Consider the following 16,398-nt stretch of genomic DNA (forward strand, 5'->3'; position numbering starts at 1 on the left):
GCCCGCTTACGGCAGGTCGATCACTCCGCGCGCAACACGATCGTCGCGAGCGGCGGCAGGACGAGCGACGCGGAATGGGGCCAGCCGTGGCTGGCGATCGCGTCGGTATGAATCAGCCCGCCGTTGCCCGTGTTCGAGCCGCCGTATACGCCGGCATCTGTGTTCAGCACTTCCGCCCAACGTCCCTCGCGCGGCATGCCGAGGCGATAGCCGACGCGCGGCACGGGAGTCATGTTGCACACCACCACGAGCTCCTGGCCCGCGCCGTCGGTGCGCCGGTAGGCGAATACGCTGTTGCCGCTGTCGTCGCCGATCAGCCAGCCGAAGCCGCCCGGCTCGCTGTCCAGCAGATGCAGCGCGGGCTCGGTGCGGTACAGGTGGTTCAGATCGCGCACCAGCAACTGCACGCCGTGGTGATGCGGATCGTCGAGCAGATGCCAATGCGGCGACGTGTCATGATCGAACTCCGCCAACTGGCCGAACTCGCCGCCCATGAACAGCAGCTTCTTGCCCGGATGCGTCCACATGAAGCCGAAGTACGCGCGCAGGTTGGCGAACTTCTGCCACCTGTCGCCGGGCATCTTGCCGAGCAGCGAGCCTTTGCCGTGCACCACTTCGTCGTGCGACAGCGGCAGCACAAAGCGCTCCGAATACGCGTACACCATCCCGAACGTCATGTTGTGGTGATGGTATTGGCGATAGACCGGGTCTTCGTGCATGTAGTGCAGCGTGTCGTGCATCCAGCCCATGTTCCACTTGAACTGGAAGCCGAGACCGCCGTCTTCGACCCGCGCCGTCACGCCCGGCCACGCGGTCGATTCCTCGGCGATCGTGATCGCGCCGGGCACGCCGGGCACGTAGCCGACTTCGTGATTGAGACGCTTGAGAAACGCAATCGACTCGAGGTTCTCGCGGCCGCCGTAAATGTTCGGCACCCACTCGCCGGCCGCACGCGAATAGTCGCGATACAGCATCGACGCCACTGCATCCACGCGCAGGCCGTCGACGTGATAGCGCTTTAACCACGCGAGGCCCGACGCGATCAGGAACGCGCTGACCTCGTTGCGGCCGAGGTTGTAGATCATCGTGTTCCAGTCCTGGTGATAGCCTTCGCGCGGATCGGCGTGCTCATAGAGCGGCGTGCCGTCGAAGTCGATCAGTCCATGCGCGTCGTTCGGAAAGTGCGCGGGCACCCAGTCGAGAATCACCCCGAGTCCGGCTTCGTGCGCGCGGTCGACGAAGCGCGCGAACTGCTCGGGCTTGCCGAAGCGCGCGGACGGCGCGAACTGGCCGAGCGGCTGATAACCCCACGAGCCGCCAAACGGATGTTCCGCGATCGGCATGAACTCCACATGCGTAAAGCCCATGCTTTTCACGTAGGGAAGCAGCCGCTCCGCGAGTTCGTCCCAATCGAGGCCGCGCTGACCTTCTTCGGCGATACGCAGCCACGATTCCGCGTGCACCTCGTAGATCGAGACCGGCGCGCGCGCGGTCTGCTTTTCGGCGCGCGACTGAATCCACGCGTGATCGGTCCACGGAAACTGCTCGACCTCGTCGACATGCGCGACCACCGACGCCGTGCCTGGCGGCTTCTCCGTCTGCATGGCACACGGATCGGCCTTCAGCGGCAGCGGATGGCCGTCGCGCGAGAGCAGTTCGTATTTGTAGCGCGTGCCCGGGCCGACACGCGGCACGAACAGCTCCCACACGCCCGCCTGATGACGCAAGCGCATCGGATGACGGCGTCCGTCCCACGCGTTGAAGTCGCCGACCACCGACACGCGCCGCGCATTCGGCGCCCACACGGCGAAGCGCACGCCGGGCACGCCGTCCACTTCCATCGGCCGCGCGCCGAGGCATTCGAGTACCGCGTACGGGTCGCCGTGGGCGAGGCGGCCCAGCGGCTCGTCGCCGAGCACCGGGCCGAACGAATAGGTGTCCTCGACTTCCTGCACCACGCCGTGCCAGTCGATCCGCAAGCGGTACGGCGCCGCCGACGTGACGCGCCCCGCGAATAGCCCGGGTCGCAACTGTTCGAGCTCGCCGAGGATCGCACCGTCGGCACGCGCAATGACGGTGACGTGCGCAGCATTCGGCAACAGCGCACGCACGACCGGACCCGCATCCGTCGAATGCAGCCCGAGCTGCGAGAACGGGTCGGGGTGGCGTGCTTCGACGAGCGCGTCGATGTCGAGCGGTTGGAGGCCAGCGGCCGGATCATGCTCACTCATAATCGCCCTCGGCCGGAGTAGGCGGCGTGGCGGCGCCTGGCGCCTGGGTGGATGGATCGTGATGAACGGGTGCGCCGGTATCGCCGAGCAGACGGCTCGTGAGCGCGGCAAGACCACGTACGGGCAAGCTGAGCCACGCCGGACGGTTGGCCGCCTCGTAGCGGATTTCGTAGGCGGCTTTCTCGATCAGGAACAGATCGAGCAGCGCCTGCTCGGCCTCGGGCGCCACCAGCGGGGTGGGGGCATCCGCGACCGCCGCGCGGTACTGGACGAGGAAGGCGTCGGTCGCATGCGCACGGAAGCGGTCGAACAGCGCACGCTTGCGATCCGCGGTCTGCTGCGGCGCGGCTTCCGTGGTGGATTGCGCCGCCGCGCTCGCATACGACAAAGAGCGCATCAAACCGGCTACGTCACGCAGCGGACTCGACTTCTGACGGCGCTCCTCGAGCGAACGCGCAGGCTCGCCTTCGAAGTCGATCAGATACGCGTCGCCCTGCGCGACCAGCACCTGGCCCAGGTGGAAGTCGCCGTGAATGCGGATGCGCAGGGCGCCGGCGTCGGCCGACACGAGTTTATCGACGGCTTCGACGAGCGCGGCGCGGCGATCGATCAGACTCTGCGCCAACGCTTTGATGTCCGGATCGCTCATCTGCTCGATGCGCGGCGCGAGCAGATCGAGCGCGGCCGCCAGCATCGCCTGCGTGCCGTCGACCCACGCCTTCACCTGCGCGGCGTCGGCCGGTTCCGGCGCGAACGCCGGGTCGTCGGTCGGCGAGGCGAGCGCGACGTGCAGTTCGCCAAGCCGTCTGCCGATGATGCCGGCCAGCTCACTGTAGCCTTCGAGCAAGATCACCTCGTTGGCGCGGCCCGGCGCCGTCTGCGCTTCCGTGTCGACGACGATCGCGAGCTCATCCACCGAACGGCGCAGATAGTCGAGCGACCAGTTCCACGCATCGCCCTGGTTGTCGATGAAGCCTTGCAGGATCGCGAGCGTATGCGGCACGCCCTCGGGATCGACGCGCACCACTTCGCCGTATAGCGGCGCGGTGTTGGCGTAGCCGAGCTGGGTCAGATAGCGGCTGATTTCCGCTTCCGGATGAATCCCGCTGACGAGCCGGCGTACCAGCTTGAGCACGGCGGCGTCCGCGATGATCAGCGAGCTGTTGCTCTGCTCGGCCGCGAGCCAGCGAATCTCCGGCCGATCGCCGACGCTGTCCAGTTCGGCGAAACGTTCAGTGGGCAGGAATCTGATCTCGCTCTTCTGTACGGTCGGCACCACCGCGCGTTCGCGCAGCTTGCGCATCACGTTGTGCGCGAAGATCGGCAGCGCGAATGCGTCCGTCAGATGACCGACGTTGCGGCCGCGCCGCACGCGCGCCAACGCGAGTTGCATGAAAAGCGGCGTGGTGGTTTCACCGCCCCACGTGATCGCGATTGGCACGACGTAGCGTTCGGTGTGGTCGCCCACGTCCACTTCGATTTCGGTGAACGCGAAGCCTCCGTTCGGAATCGTGGTCAACGCGGCGAGCCGCACTGCGTGCATCTTCTGATCCTTCGACGCGAACCAGCGGCGCCGGGACAGCCATGACGGCAGCACTTCCGATTCGAGCAGGCGCACGTTCTCCGGCGTCGGGCCGGCCTGGCCTTCGCGGATCACGATCGTGACGAACTCCGGCAGCGGCTCCGAATGTGCCTGCGCCCACGTCGGCCGCTGGCCGCCCGCACACAGCATGAACCACAGGAAGCCGTACGGCGGGAAGGTCAGCAGATAGGTCAGCTGGCCGATCGCGGGGAACACGGAGTCCGCAGTCATTTCGATCGGCACCGCGCCGTTGAACTCGGACAGATCGAGTTCGACCGCTTGCGGCGCGCGCGACAGATTCGCCACGCAGAGGATCGGCGGTTCACCCGGTATTTCGCGCAGATACGCGAGGATCTTGCGGTTTTCCGGCTTCAGAAAACGGATCGTGCCGCGCCCGAAGGTCTGCTTCGCGCGCCGCGTGGCGAGCATGCGGCGTGTCCAGTTCAGCAGCGAATGCGGATCGCGGCTTTGCGCCTCGACGTTGATCGCATCGAAGCCGTACAGCGAACCCATCACCGGTGGCAGCACCAGTTGTTCCGGATCGGCGCGCGAAAAACCGCCGTTGCGGTCCGACGACCACTGCATCGGCGTGCGCACGCCGTCACGGTCGCCGAGGTGGATGTTGTCGCCCATGCCGAGTTCGTCGCCGTAGTAGATCACGGGCGTGCCGGGCATCGACAGCAGCAGCGAATTGATCAACTCGATGCGGCGGCGGTCGCGCTCCATCAACGGTGCGAGACGGCGGCGAATGCCGAGATTCAGGCGCGCGCGCCGGTCGCTCGCATAGGTGTTCCACAAATAGTCGCGCTCGGAATCGGTGACCATCTCCAGCGTCAGTTCGTCGTGATTGCGCAGGAAGATCGCCCACTGGTTCGACGCGGCGAGGTCCGGCGTTTGCCGCATGATGTCGGTGATCGGGAAGCGGTCCTCGCTCGCGATAGACATGTAGATGCGCGGCATCAGCGGGAAGTGGAAGGCCATGTGGCATTCGTCTTCGTCGCCGAAATACTCTTTCACGTCTTCCGGCCACTGGTTCGCCTCGGCGAGCAGCATCCGGTTCGGATACTCGGCGTCGATGGTCGCGCGAATCTTCTTCAGCACCGCGTGCGTTTCCGGCAGGTTCTCGTTGTTGGTGCCTTCGCGCTCGACCAGATACGGCACCGCGTCGAGTCGCAGCCCGTCGATGCCCATGTCGAGCCAGAACCGCATCACCTGCAGCACTTCCTTGAGGACCGCCGGATTGTCGAAGTTCAGATCGGGCTGGTGCGAATAAAAGCGGTGCCAGTAGTAGGCGCCCGCGACTGGATCATGAGTCCAGTTCGACGGCTCCGAGTCGATGAAGATGATCCGCGTTTCCTGGTACTTCTGATCCGTATCGGACCACACGTAGTAGTTGCGATGATTCGAGCCGGGCTTCGCGCGGCGCGCGCGCTGAAACCAGGGGTGCTGGTCCGACGTGTGGTTGATCACGAGTTCGGTGATCACGCGGATGCCGCGTGCGTGCGCTTCCTGGATGAAGCGTTTCACGTCCGAAATCTGGCCGTAGTCGGGATGCACGTTGCGGTAATCGGCGATGTCGTAGCCGTCGTCACGCCGTGGCGATGGATAGAACGGCAGCAGCCAGATCGCGTTCACACCGAGTTCGGCGATGTAGTCGAGCTTCGCGATCAAACCGGGGAAGTCGCCCACGCCGTCGTTGTTCCCATCGAAGAACGACTTGATGTGCACCTGGTAGATGATCGCGTCCTTGTACCAGAGCGGATCGTCGCTCAGGGCCGCGGGTTTGCCGCGCCGATGCGAGCGCGGCCGGGCCGTATTGGCCGGGGCCGTGCCGACGGGCGCCTGCACCGTGGATTGGGCTGGGTCGTCACGCTTCATGTCGCACCTTCGGTTGGGGTTGGGTTGCCAGCGTCTGCGTGATGGGCGCTGTCGGAGTCGTTGTCGGCTTCATCCGGGCGTTCGGCGGGCAGGCCGCCGAGCGGCGCGATGCGCCAGATTGAAAACGGCTGGCCCGAGCCGAGTTGCACGTGCTGCCAGCGGCCATGCCATTCGAAGCGCGCGCCGGTCATCTGATCGGTGACTTCGAGCGCGCCGTGATCGTGCAGATGCCAGCGCTGGAACGTGTCCCACGACAGTTCGATGTCCGCGCCCTGTTCGTTGAACGCATCGAGGTTGATCGCGACGACGATCACGTTGTCGCGCGCCTCGGTCGCTTTCTCGAACAGCAGGATGTGGTCGTTGTGCGCGGTCAGGAAGGTCAGGCCGAGATGCGTTTGCAGCGCCGGATTGGCGCGGCGAATCCGGTTCAACGCGGTGATCTCGCCGGTGATGTTGCCGGGCCGGTTCCAGTCCCATGCGCGCAACTGGTACTTCTCGGAGTCGAGATACTCCTCGCTGTTTGGCAGCGCGGCGGCTTCGCACAACTCGAAGCCGCTATACACGCCCCACAGGCCCGCCAGCGTCGACGCGAGCGCCGCGCGAATCAGAAAGCCCGAACGTCCCTGCGATTGCAGATGCCGGGGGTTGATGTCCGGCGTATTGACGAAGAAGTTCGGCCGGTAGAAATCGCGCGCATCGGTGCGCGTGAGTTCGTTCATGTACTCGATGAAGTCGCGCTTCGATTCGCGCCACGTGAAGTACGTGTACGACTGCGAGAAACCGATCTTGCCGAGCCGGTTCATCATGCGCGGACGCGTGAACGCTTCGGCGAGGAAGATCGTCTCGGGATAGCGCGCGCGCACGTCGCCGATCATCCATTCCCAGAACGGCAGCGGCTTCGTGTGCGGATTGTCGACGCGGAAAATCTTCACGCCCGCTTCGATCCAGAACAGGATCACGTCGCGCAGCGCGAGCCACAGGTCGGGCTTGGCGTCGTGCGCGTAGAAGTCGGGATTGACGATGTCCTGGTACTTTTTCGGCGGATTTTCCGCGTAACGCAAGGTGCCGTCCGGACGCCACGCGAACCACGTCGGATGCTCCTTGAGCCACGGGTGATCCGGCGAGCACTGGATCGCGAAGTCGAGCGCGATTTCGAGGCCGTGCGCGTGCGCGGCGGCGAGCATCGCCTTGAAGTCGTCGAGCGTGCCTAGTTGCGGATGCACGGCGGTATGGCCGCCTTCGGCCGCGCCGATCGCATATGGACTGCCGACGTCGCCCGGCTGCGCGGTCAGCGTGTTGTTGCGGCCTTTGCGGTTCGCGAGGCCGATCGGATGGATCGGCGGGAAATACAGCACGTCGAAACCCATCTCGCGGATGCGCGGCAGTTTCGTCGTCACGTCGGCGAAGGTGCCGTGGCGCGATTCGTCGTCGCTCATCGAGCGCGGGAAGATCTCGTACCAGCTCGCGAAGCGCGCGGCGGTGCGGTCCGCGTCGATCTTGTAGATCACCGGATCGCGGCTCAGGAACGGGCGGTGGCGCGCGGCCGTCATCGCCTTCGCGGTGCCCGGCGCGAGAATCAGCGCGAGCTTCGTCTCGGCGTCGGCCTTGGTGAAGAGCTTGACGATGTGTTCGAGTGGCTCCTTCAGCGCGCCTTCGGTCGTCTCCACTTCGGCAAGCACCAGCGCGAACAGGTGCGCGGCTTCGTCGAGTTCGAGCTCGACGGTCTGGCCCGCCTTCAGCTTCTTCTCGATATGCTCGACGAGCGACGCGAAGTCGTCGCGCCACGCGATCACCGTGAACTCGTGGCGGCCCAGCCGTTCGAGCGGAATCCGCGCTTTCCAGATGTCGAGGCCCGCGGGCTGCGCGGGGGCCATCAGCACTTCGTGCCAGGCGGTTTCGTCGGCGGCGCGCCAGACCACGGCGGCGGCGATCTTGTCGTGACCTTCGGCGAAGACCGCGGCGCTGATTTCGGCGCGCTCGCCGACCGTGCGCTTGGCGGCAAAGCGGCCGTGGTCGACCGAGGGCGTCACGCTCTCGATCGCCACGCGCGGCGCGTTGAGCGCTTCGAGCACGCTCTTGCGGCCGCTGCGCTTGCTGTTCGCCTTGTCGATGGGCGGCGCGAGGCGGATCGGCTTTTCGCTTACCGCGCGGAACAGGCGCACGCCGCCGGGCGCGAGCGTGAAGGGCGTCAAGCCGGCGGGTTCGACGTGTCCCGGCGAATCCAGCGGCACGAAGCGCGTGAAGTTGCCCGGCACGCCGGCGAGAAAGCGCGCCGGGTCCACACGCAGCGGCGCGCCGAGTTCGGGATTGACGGCGATCAGGATCGCTTCGGCGGCGTCGCGCAGGTCCGGTTGGTCGCCGCGCAACAGCAGGGCAGCGGGTGCGCCGGGCCCACTGAGCGGGCGCAATTCACCATTGGCGTGCAGGGTCTTCGTCGTGCGCGCGAGTTCGTTCGCGCGCGTGACCCGTTCGGTGAGATCGAATTTCTTCGCTTGCACGGCGAGCGCGAATTGCGATGCGTCGCCGCGCGTTTGCGACATCGGCTCCGTGATGCCGTATTCGAAACCCATCGGCATCATCCAGCCGGTGCCGAGCGCCGCCGACGTGAAGAGCGCACGCCGGTACGCCCGTTCGACGATCGCGGCGTCGTGGACGTCGCTCAGCTCGGCGGCAAGCCGCGTGCCGTATGGCGCCTCGGGGAAGGCAATCGGCCCGCCGGCGCGCGCGAGCGCCGCGTGCTCCTCGACCATCCAGCTCGAGCGGAAGTCCCACCAGCGCACCGACGAGAACACGCTGTCGAAGCCCGCATCGGCGAGGCCGAGCAGATCGCCGCGCGCAAGACCCGGCGTCGCGGCGAGCAAACGCACGTCTGGATGCTTCGCACGCAGGGCATCGCCCAGTTGCCGCCAGACGGCCGCCGGCACGCGATGCGGCGAATCGAACCGGAAGCCGCCCACGCCTGCCTCGACGAGCGCCAGCAACTGTTGCGTCCACCAGTCGACCAGCGCGGCACGGCTGCCCGGGTCGCCGAAGTTCGCATACGCGACGTTGTCCTCGCGATGCACGTGGCGCGGATCGAGCCGCGCCTCGTCGGATTCGAATGGATGGAACCAGCCGGTATGTTCGGCGTACAGCGCGCCATCGGCGGCCATCCGGTCGATCACGAGATCGACCAGCAGCGTCAGGCCGTTCTGGCGGGCGGCGTCCGCGAGCGTGCGGATCGCGTCGGTGGCGGGCTGGTCGGCTTCGAACACCGGATGCAGCCGGGCGTGGTTGGCGACCACCTGTCCGTGGCCGGCTTGTCCGGGCTCGAAGAGACTGCCGATCAGCGCGTGGTCGAAGCCTAGCGCGGCTGCGTGAGCGAACTGTGTGGGCCATGCATCGAGCGGCCCAACCAGCAGTGAATGAAAAAAGTAAATCCGCGGCGCGTACCCGTTTGGAGATTCCATCGCTCGTTTCCAGATTCGTCCTGCTGCGGTGTGGATGCAAGTGGCATGCGATCACAGCGCTCATTGGGCTTCCAGAGCCGGATGCCGCGCGGTGCAAAAGCGAGGGCGCGTACTTGGTCAATGTAGTGCAAAGATCGTCACGCCGCTGGCCAGTCGAGGGTGCTTTGACGCCAGACGCCGGTCGCATGAGGCCGGTCGGAACTATTGGGAGGACGGAGCAAACGATGTGCCAGTCGGCGCAGGATGGGACTGAGGGGTGGGTGTTCGCGCGCCCGGAAGGAAAGCGCGCGACGGACGGACGCGACGAAAGCGCGCCCACACGCGCTCCGCGTGTAAAACGGGCGGGCGCCGGGCGGGTTTTACACAGCGAGCAGCACAAGCCGCACGATTACCGCAAAAGGCGAACTCGCGGCAGCGGGCGGGAGCGCGCGGGCCGCATAAGCTGCAAAAGTCGTCTAGCCGGCGCTAAGAGCCGAGTAGGCCCGCGGCGATATTCACGCACAAGCCCAGTACCGCCACATTGAAATAGAACGACAGAACCGATTGTGCGAGGGCGGTGCGGCGAATCGCACGCGAGCGCAACACCACGTCGGACGTCTGCGATGCCACGGCGATGGTGAACGAGAAATACAGAAAGTCCCAGTAGTTCGGTTCGAGCTTATGATCGGGAAACAGCAGCGCGGTTTCCTTGGCACCGGTGTCGTAATAGAGCCGAGCGTAGTGCTGCGTGAAAATGGTCGGAATCAGAAACCACGCGCCGATCAGCGTGAGGCCGGTCAGCAGGTAGTGCCATGCGCTGGCCGGCCCGGCGGTTCCCTTGGCCGACGCCAGCTCCATCACGATCGCCGCGATACTCGCGATAGTCGCCAGACAGATGACGAATAGCACGACACCCGCGTTTTCGTCATCGCGTACCGCGTATTCGCGGACCCGATGTTCGTCGGCGACGGCCATGTGCACCCAGATCATCAACAGGTAGCTCCAGATCGCGGCGTCCCAGCCGATCAGCGCGCGCGCCGTCGAACTCGTGTGGACGGGCACCACCAGCGCGACCACGATGCCGATGACGAGGCCGATCATCGTTCTGGGCCGATTGCGAAGAACCTGCGGATAGTATTTTGTGAGCATGGAGTGAGGGGCAAGGGCGTGGTGTCGCGGATTCTACTCGCGCGCCGGCGAGCATTTGTCGAACCGGTCGGTCGCGGCTATAGTCTTTCGCAGCGGCCTTGCATGCCGCTTTCAGTTGAAAGGCAACCGGCAGGCAGCGTCGCACGTTGGAAAACGGCTCACCATCTGGAGCGCCCATGACAGATGTTCCTGAGGATAACGATGCGCGCGAGCCCGCGACGCCTCCCGCCGGGTTATCGTCATCGCCGTTGTCTTCGCCGTCACCGTCGTATTCCCGTTCGTATTCAGCCTCGCGCAGAGTAGGGGTGCTCGGCGCCTGCGCCGCCGCGGCGGCGCTCGCGTTCGGCGGCGCGAGCCGCACGTTGCGTTCGTTTTCGTGGATCGCCCCGGCGCTCGCCGACGCGCCGCCCGCAGGCGGCGGTCTCGACGCCTTCCTCGCGCTGTCGCGACGTCTCACGGGCCGTACCGGCTTCGATGCCGTGCTCGGGCAACGCGTGTACAGCGCGCTCGGTCGATCAGACGCCCGGTTCATGCAGCATGTCGCCGCGCTCAATACGTGGCTGCAAGGTCATGGCGGCGTGCCGTCCGATATCGTCACCGAGGCGTTGCAGGCCGAGCAGCCGGCGCTTGCGAAATCCGTCAGCGCGATCATGCGCGCGTGGTACCTGGGCCTCGTCGGCGAGCTGCCGCATGTGGAGGTGATCGCGTATGAAAAAGCGCTGATGTTCGATCCCGTCAAGGACGTGCTGACTGTTCCGTCTTATTGCCGGGATCTGCCGTTCTACTGGACACGCAAGCCGTTGAGCGGCTAAACGGCATGCCTCTTGCGCGCGCCGCATCGTCTGATCGAGCCGTTTGACACGGCACCGGTACGCGCCATACCCAGCAGCGATAAGCCAGCAGCGATAAGCCAGCAAAAGAGGGCAGCGATGGCAAACTCACAATCCGCCGATATCGTCGTGGTCGGCTCGGGTGTCGCAGGCGGGCTGGTCGCGCATCAGCTGGCGCTCGCGGGCGCATCGGTGATTCTGCTCGAAGCCGGGCCGCGCATTCCGCGCTGGCGGATCGTCGAGAACTTCCGGAACTCGCCGGCCAAGTGGGACTTCTCGACGCCGTATCCGTCGACGCCTTACGCACCGCATCCCGAGTACGCGCCCGCCAATCATTATTTGATCCAGAAGGGCGACCATCCGTATGACGCGCAGTATGTGCGGCTGGTCGGCGGCACGACCTGGCACTGGGCCGCCGCCGCGTGGCGGCTGCTGCCGTCGGACTTCCAGTTGCACAAGCTGTATGGCGTGGGACGCGACTGGCCGTATCCGTATGAAACGCTGGAGCCATGGTATGCGCAGGCCGAGGTGCAACTGGGCGTGTCCGGGCCGGACAGCGCGATCGATCTCGGCTCGCCGCGCTCGACGCCTTATCCGATGAACCCATTGCCGCTGTCCTACATGGATCAGCGTTTTAGCGACGTGCTCAACGCTCGGGGTTTCAAGGTCGTGCCGGAACCGATGGCGCGCAACAGCCGTCCGTACGATGCGCGGCCCACTTGTTGCGGCAACAACAACTGCATGCCGATCTGCCCGATCGCCGCGATGTACAACGGCGTGGTGCATGTGGAAAAGGCCGAGCAGGCCGGCGCGAAACTGATTCCCGAAGCGGTGGTGTACCGCGTCGAAGCGGACAATAAGGGGCTCGTTACGGCGGTCCACTACAAGGACCCGAGCGGCAACAGCACACGCGTGAGCGGCAAGCTGTTCGTGCTCGCCGCCAACGGCATCGAAACCCCGAAGCTGATGCTGATGTCGACCTCCGACAAGTTCTCGCGCGGCGTTGGCAACAGCGCCGACCAGGTGGGCCGCAACCTCATGGACCATCCGGGCACGAGCGTGAGGTTTCTCGCCAACGAACCACTGTGGCCGGGCCGCGGCCCGATGGAAATGACGTCGATCGTCAACTTCCGCGACGGCGCGTTCCGCTCCGAGTACGCCGCGAAGAAACTGCATCTGTCGAATGGCGTGCCGACTCTCGGCGTGAGCGCCGATCTGCTGAAAAAAGGCCTCACCGGCGCGGAGCTCGACCGGCAAATTCGCGACCGCGTGGCACGCACGCTGAGCATCGGCAGCTTTCACGAGCACCTGGCGGAGCCGCACAATCGCGTCGTGCCGTCGGCGGACCACAAGGATGCGCTCGGCATCCCACAGCCCGAAATCTATTACTCGATCAACGATTATGTGAAGAAGAGCGCCGCCACCACGCGCGACGTGTATGCGCAGATCGCGGCGCTGTTCGGCGGCACCGAAATCACCTTCGACGATTTTCTCGCGCCCCGCAGCCACATCATGGGCACCACGATCATGGGCGGCAATCCGGCGGATTCGGTCGTGGATGCGGACTGCCGCACGCATGATCACCCGAATCTGTTTATCGCCAGCAGCGGTGTGATGCCGAGCGCCGCGTCGGTGAATTGCACGCTGACGATCGCGGCCTTGTCGCTGAAACTGGCCGACAAGCTCAAGCGCGAAATCTGAGCCGATCGGAAGCCGTCATGACGAAGATCACCGCTCGCGTGCCGCCGGACTATATGCTCGCGCAGCGTACGCAGCGTACGCAGCGTACGCAGCGTGCGCAGCGTCGCCGCATCAATGGAGCGATGCTCGCGGCGGCGTTTTCGCTGTTCGCGCTGGGTGTCGCGTGGCATGAGGCGCACGGGCCGAAAGCGCGGGCCGCCGACGAATTGCAGATCATGCAGGCCCGCGCCGACGGCGCGTCGCAACCGGCCCGTGCCTTGGCGACACCAGTGGTTGCGGGCGGCAATGAGCTGGTCAAGCGTGGCGCCTACCTGACGCGCGCCGGCGATTGCGCGGGCTGCCACACGGCGGACCGGTCGCGCCCGTTCGCGGGCGGCCTGCCGATCGACACACCGTTCGGCACCATCATGACGCCGAACATCACGCCGGACCCCGACACCGGCATCGGCCAATGGAGTGACGCCGATTTTCTGCGCGCGATGCACGAGGGCATCGGCAAGGGCGGCGAACGGCTGTACCCGGCGTTTCCCTATGCGGAGTACACGCGCGTCACCGAACAGGACGTGCTGGCGATTCGCGCCTACCTCGACACGCTCACGCCGATCCATTTCGCGCCGCCGGCCAACAGCCTGAAATTTCCGTTCAACCAACGCTGGCTCATGGTGGTCTGGAACCTGTTCAATTTCACCGAAGGCCGCTTCGTTCCCGATCCGAAGCAAAGCGCCGAATGGAATCGCGGCGCGTATCTGGTGCAAGGCCTCGCACATTGCGAGGCGTGCCATACGCCGCGCAACTTCATGCAAGGGCTGAAGTCGAGCGCGCGCTTTTCGGGCGCAGTGCAGGCCGGCTGGCACGCGTTCAACATCACGCCGGACAGCACGAGCGGCGTAGGCGAATGGCGCGATGACGAACTGATTGCGTATCTCTCGACCGGCGCCGCAGCGGGTCGCGCGAATGCGGCCGGTCCGATGGGCGAAGTGGTGGCCGGCAGCACCCAGTATCTGTTGCGGATCGACCTGCGCTCGATCGTCATCTACCTGCGCTCGGTGCCGCCGGTCAGCGGCGGCGAAGCGCGCCCGCGCCACCAATGGGGCAATCCCGCCGACGACGTCAGCGTGCTGCGCGGCACTGCGATAAAGGGAGTGAACGGCGCCCAGCTCTTCGTCGCCCATTGCGCGAGCTGCCATAGCTGGACGGGGCAAGGCGTAGGCGCGAGCGCGCCGGGGGCGTATCCGTCGCTGATCCACAACTCGACGGTCGGCGCGAGCAGTGCTGACAATCTGGCGCAGGTGATTCTGCATGGCGTCAGACGCACGACGAAGCATGCGGACGTCCTGATGCCCGCCTTCGGCAACCAGTTGACGGACGCGCAGGTGGGCGCGATCGCCAACTACGTGACCCGGCAGTTCGGCAATCCCCAGTCGACGATGACGGCCGAGCAGATCGCACTCCTGCGCGCGCCGCCTCGCGCGCAATAGACTGCGCCGGATTGGTGCGTTTTCGGTAAGGAAGCCCGGAAACACTCGGTTTTTGCGTCGATTTGTGTCATTTTTGCCTACCAGGGCGCCAGGATACGATAGGCACCCCGCATACGCGCTCGCGGATGCAGCATTATCATGAACAAATGTCCTCTGTACTCGTCAACCCAGTTCAGCATCATGCTGCCAATGCGAGCGGCCGCGACTTCGTGGTCGGCGATCTTCACGGCTGCGTCGATGCGTTGCGCTATCTACTGCGCCTCATCGCGTTCGATCCGGCGCGCGACCGGCTCTTTTCGGTCGGCGATCTGGTCGATCGCGGCGAACATTCCGAACAGGCGCTGGCGCTGCTCGAGAAGCCGTGGTTTTTCGCCGTGCTCGGCAATCACGAAGACACGCTCTGCGCTGTCGCCGACGGGCGTTTGCGGCGTCAGTGGTGGTATGGAATCGGCGGCGCGTGGGCGGCCAACCTGCCCGACGAACGTTTGCAGCACTACGCGGAGCAGCTGCGGCCGCTGCCGCTCGTGCGCGTAGTGGGGAGCGGCAAGGAGCGCTTCAACATTCTGCACGCCGAATTTTTCGGCACCGATGCCGAGCTCGACGCGGGGAATTTTTCGGCAGACACCCGCCAGCAATTGCTTTGGGGACGCGACCTCGCGGTAGGCAACGCCGATCCGCTGCAGCAGCGCGGACTCTCGCTGACCTATTGCGGCCATACGCCAATGCGCGACATCACGCAGATCGGTTCGCAGGTATTCATCGACACCGGCGCATTCGGCCCCGGCGGCAAGCTGACGATCGTGCAGCCGCAGGCGCTGCTGCGCTGGTCGGTTTCGGTCGAGGAAGCGCGCGCCGAAGGGGCGGCCGCGCTGGCGCTGCCCTGATCCGTGCGCGCTGCCCGCGCAGCTTTGCGCTGGCCCGTCCGGCCAGTCAGCCGACCTGGCTGAGTTCGAACACCATATCCACGCTCGTGCCGTTCCAGTTGTATTCCAGATATGCCGCGTGGCGGCAGTCGCGCAGCAGCGTGGTCCGGAACGCGGCGAGGCACTCGCCGCTGCTGTCTCGCACCGACGGATACACGATGCCCGGCGCGCCCGCCTCGCGCACGGCGCGGCCGAGCGACTGCCCGGCCAGATAATCGTCCGGCGACAGTACGGCGAGATCGCGCGACGCGTCGTTGCGCAGATCGACCACGCTGCCTTGCGCCGCCACCGTGTACAGCCGCATCTGCTGGCGCATCGGCCGCTCGGCGGTTGCCTCCAGAAATTTCCCCGTGTGATAGCGCGTTTCGGCGATCGCGGTGGCGCGCGAACGGGCGCAGTAGAACACGCCATACGTGCCGTCGGAGAAGCGGCTGCCAAGCGGATTCAGATGCGTCAGTGCAGCCATGATCGGCCCATAGCCCGGGCCGAAACGGCGTTCTTCGCGCGGCACGAGGTCGAGTTCGCCGACTTCCGTGCGCAGCCGGTCGTTGGTCATCGCTTCGAGCGCGTAGAGCGCGTCGAAATCTTCTGGGGAGGCGACCCGGTCGAACAGATTCACGGCCGGGAAACGCGTCGGAATCACACGATACGCGGGCGACCAGTCGAGCTGCGCGGGTGGCCAGCGGTCCTGCCAATGCGGTTGTGTCACGCCCAGCCGCCTCGCATCGCGTCGAGATACTGGCGCACGGCCACGAGATCGCTGATGTTGCCCGCCAGCATACGGTCCAGCGCGCGGCGGCCGCCGAACGGCGGCGCGCTGTTGGGGCGTTTGATCCAGGTGTCGGCGGCGCTGGGTTGCGGCAGCAGGATTTGCAGCGCTTTGTAGATGCCGAGCAGCAGTGACAGACGCTCGAGCGTGTCGCGCCCGAGGCGCGCCGTCTCGGGCGCTGCTTTCCACTTGAAGAAGGTGGAGCGGCCCGGCGAGCCGAGCAGCACGATCTGCTCGTCGGCGTTCAGATCCCAGTCGCGCGCGATGTTGAAGAACGCGCGCAGACCCGCCGCCGACATCTGCGGGAACGTGGGTGCCGAAACGGGCCGGCGAATCGGCTCTTCGGGCGAGTTGAGGCGGGCAGCGTGAGCCATATGGGGGTAAGTCCCTCCGTGTACTGAATATTGATATTAGTCCAAATGTGGATTT

At 65.7% G+C, this 16,398-nt stretch carries 10 protein-coding genes; 4 read left to right on the forward strand and 6 right to left on the reverse strand.

The window, feature by feature from the left end:
- Positions 1–20 precede the first annotated feature (20 nt).
- The 4 genes from glgB to CIC12_RS25440 all read right to left on the reverse strand — a co-directional run bounded on the left by glgB (position 21) and on the right by CIC12_RS25440 (position 10,268).
- Positions 21–2,231: a 1,4-alpha-glucan branching protein GlgB gene (gene glgB / locus CIC12_RS25425; RefSeq protein WP_168668139.1), complete on the reverse strand. Its 2,211-nt coding sequence runs from the start codon at positions 2,229–2,231 to the stop codon at positions 21–23.
- Positions 2,224–5,691, reverse strand: a complete 3,468-nt coding sequence (gene treS, locus CIC12_RS25430; protein ID WP_168668140.1) for a maltose alpha-D-glucosyltransferase — start codon at positions 5,689–5,691, stop codon at positions 2,224–2,226. Before treS ends, glgB begins: the two co-directional genes overlap by 8 nt.
- A complete protein-coding gene (locus CIC12_RS25435; protein ID WP_168668141.1) occupies positions 5,688–9,140 on the reverse strand; it encodes a maltotransferase domain-containing protein in 3,453 nt (1,150 codons plus the stop codon). Before CIC12_RS25435 ends, treS begins: the two co-directional genes overlap by 4 nt.
- Before the next feature lie 465 nt (positions 9,141–9,605).
- Entirely contained in the window at positions 9,606–10,268 is a 663-nt protein-coding gene (locus CIC12_RS25440; RefSeq protein ID WP_168668143.1) for a DUF1345 domain-containing protein, read from the reverse strand.
- A gap of 176 nt (positions 10,269–10,444) precedes the next feature.
- Here CIC12_RS25440 and CIC12_RS25445 point away from each other — a divergent pair, with 176 nt between their 5' ends.
- From CIC12_RS25445 to CIC12_RS25460, 4 genes are all read left to right on the forward strand, one after another.
- A complete protein-coding gene (locus tag CIC12_RS25445; RefSeq protein ID WP_168668145.1) occupies positions 10,445–11,080 on the forward strand; it encodes a sugar dehydrogenase complex small subunit in 636 nt (211 codons plus the stop codon).
- Positions 11,081–11,197: 117 nt separating this feature from the next.
- Positions 11,198–12,799 carry a GMC family oxidoreductase gene (locus CIC12_RS25450; protein WP_168668147.1) on the forward strand — a complete coding sequence of 534 codons (1,602 nt, stop codon included), beginning with the start codon at positions 11,198–11,200 and terminating at the stop codon, positions 12,797–12,799.
- 17 nt (positions 12,800–12,816) lie between these two features.
- Positions 12,817–14,277: a c-type cytochrome gene (locus CIC12_RS25455; RefSeq protein WP_168668149.1), complete on the forward strand. Its 1,461-nt coding sequence runs from the start codon at positions 12,817–12,819 to the stop codon at positions 14,275–14,277.
- A 146-nt stretch (positions 14,278–14,423) separates the two neighbouring features.
- Positions 14,424–15,161, forward strand: a complete 738-nt coding sequence (locus CIC12_RS25460) for a metallophosphoesterase (RefSeq protein ID WP_168668151.1) — start codon at positions 14,424–14,426, stop codon at positions 15,159–15,161.
- Between the two features lie 46 nt (positions 15,162–15,207).
- Here CIC12_RS25460 and CIC12_RS25465 read toward each other — a convergent pair whose 3' ends face one another.
- Both CIC12_RS25465 and CIC12_RS25470 read right to left on the reverse strand, forming a co-directional pair.
- Positions 15,208–15,909 carry an RES domain-containing protein gene (locus CIC12_RS25465; RefSeq protein WP_168668153.1) on the reverse strand — a complete coding sequence of 234 codons (702 nt, stop codon included), beginning with the start codon at positions 15,907–15,909 and terminating at the stop codon, positions 15,208–15,210.
- Positions 15,906–16,268 (reverse strand): antitoxin Xre/MbcA/ParS toxin-binding domain-containing protein, encoded by a 363-nt coding sequence (locus CIC12_RS25470; protein ID WP_168668159.1) that lies wholly within the window; start codon positions 16,266–16,268, stop codon positions 15,906–15,908. Before CIC12_RS25470 ends, CIC12_RS25465 begins: the two co-directional genes overlap by 4 nt.
- Positions 16,269–16,398 lie beyond the last annotated feature (130 nt).

The organism is Paraburkholderia sp. SG-MS1, from assembly GCF_012275575.1.
Classification (GTDB): Bacteria; Pseudomonadota; Gammaproteobacteria; order Burkholderiales; family Burkholderiaceae; genus Paraburkholderia.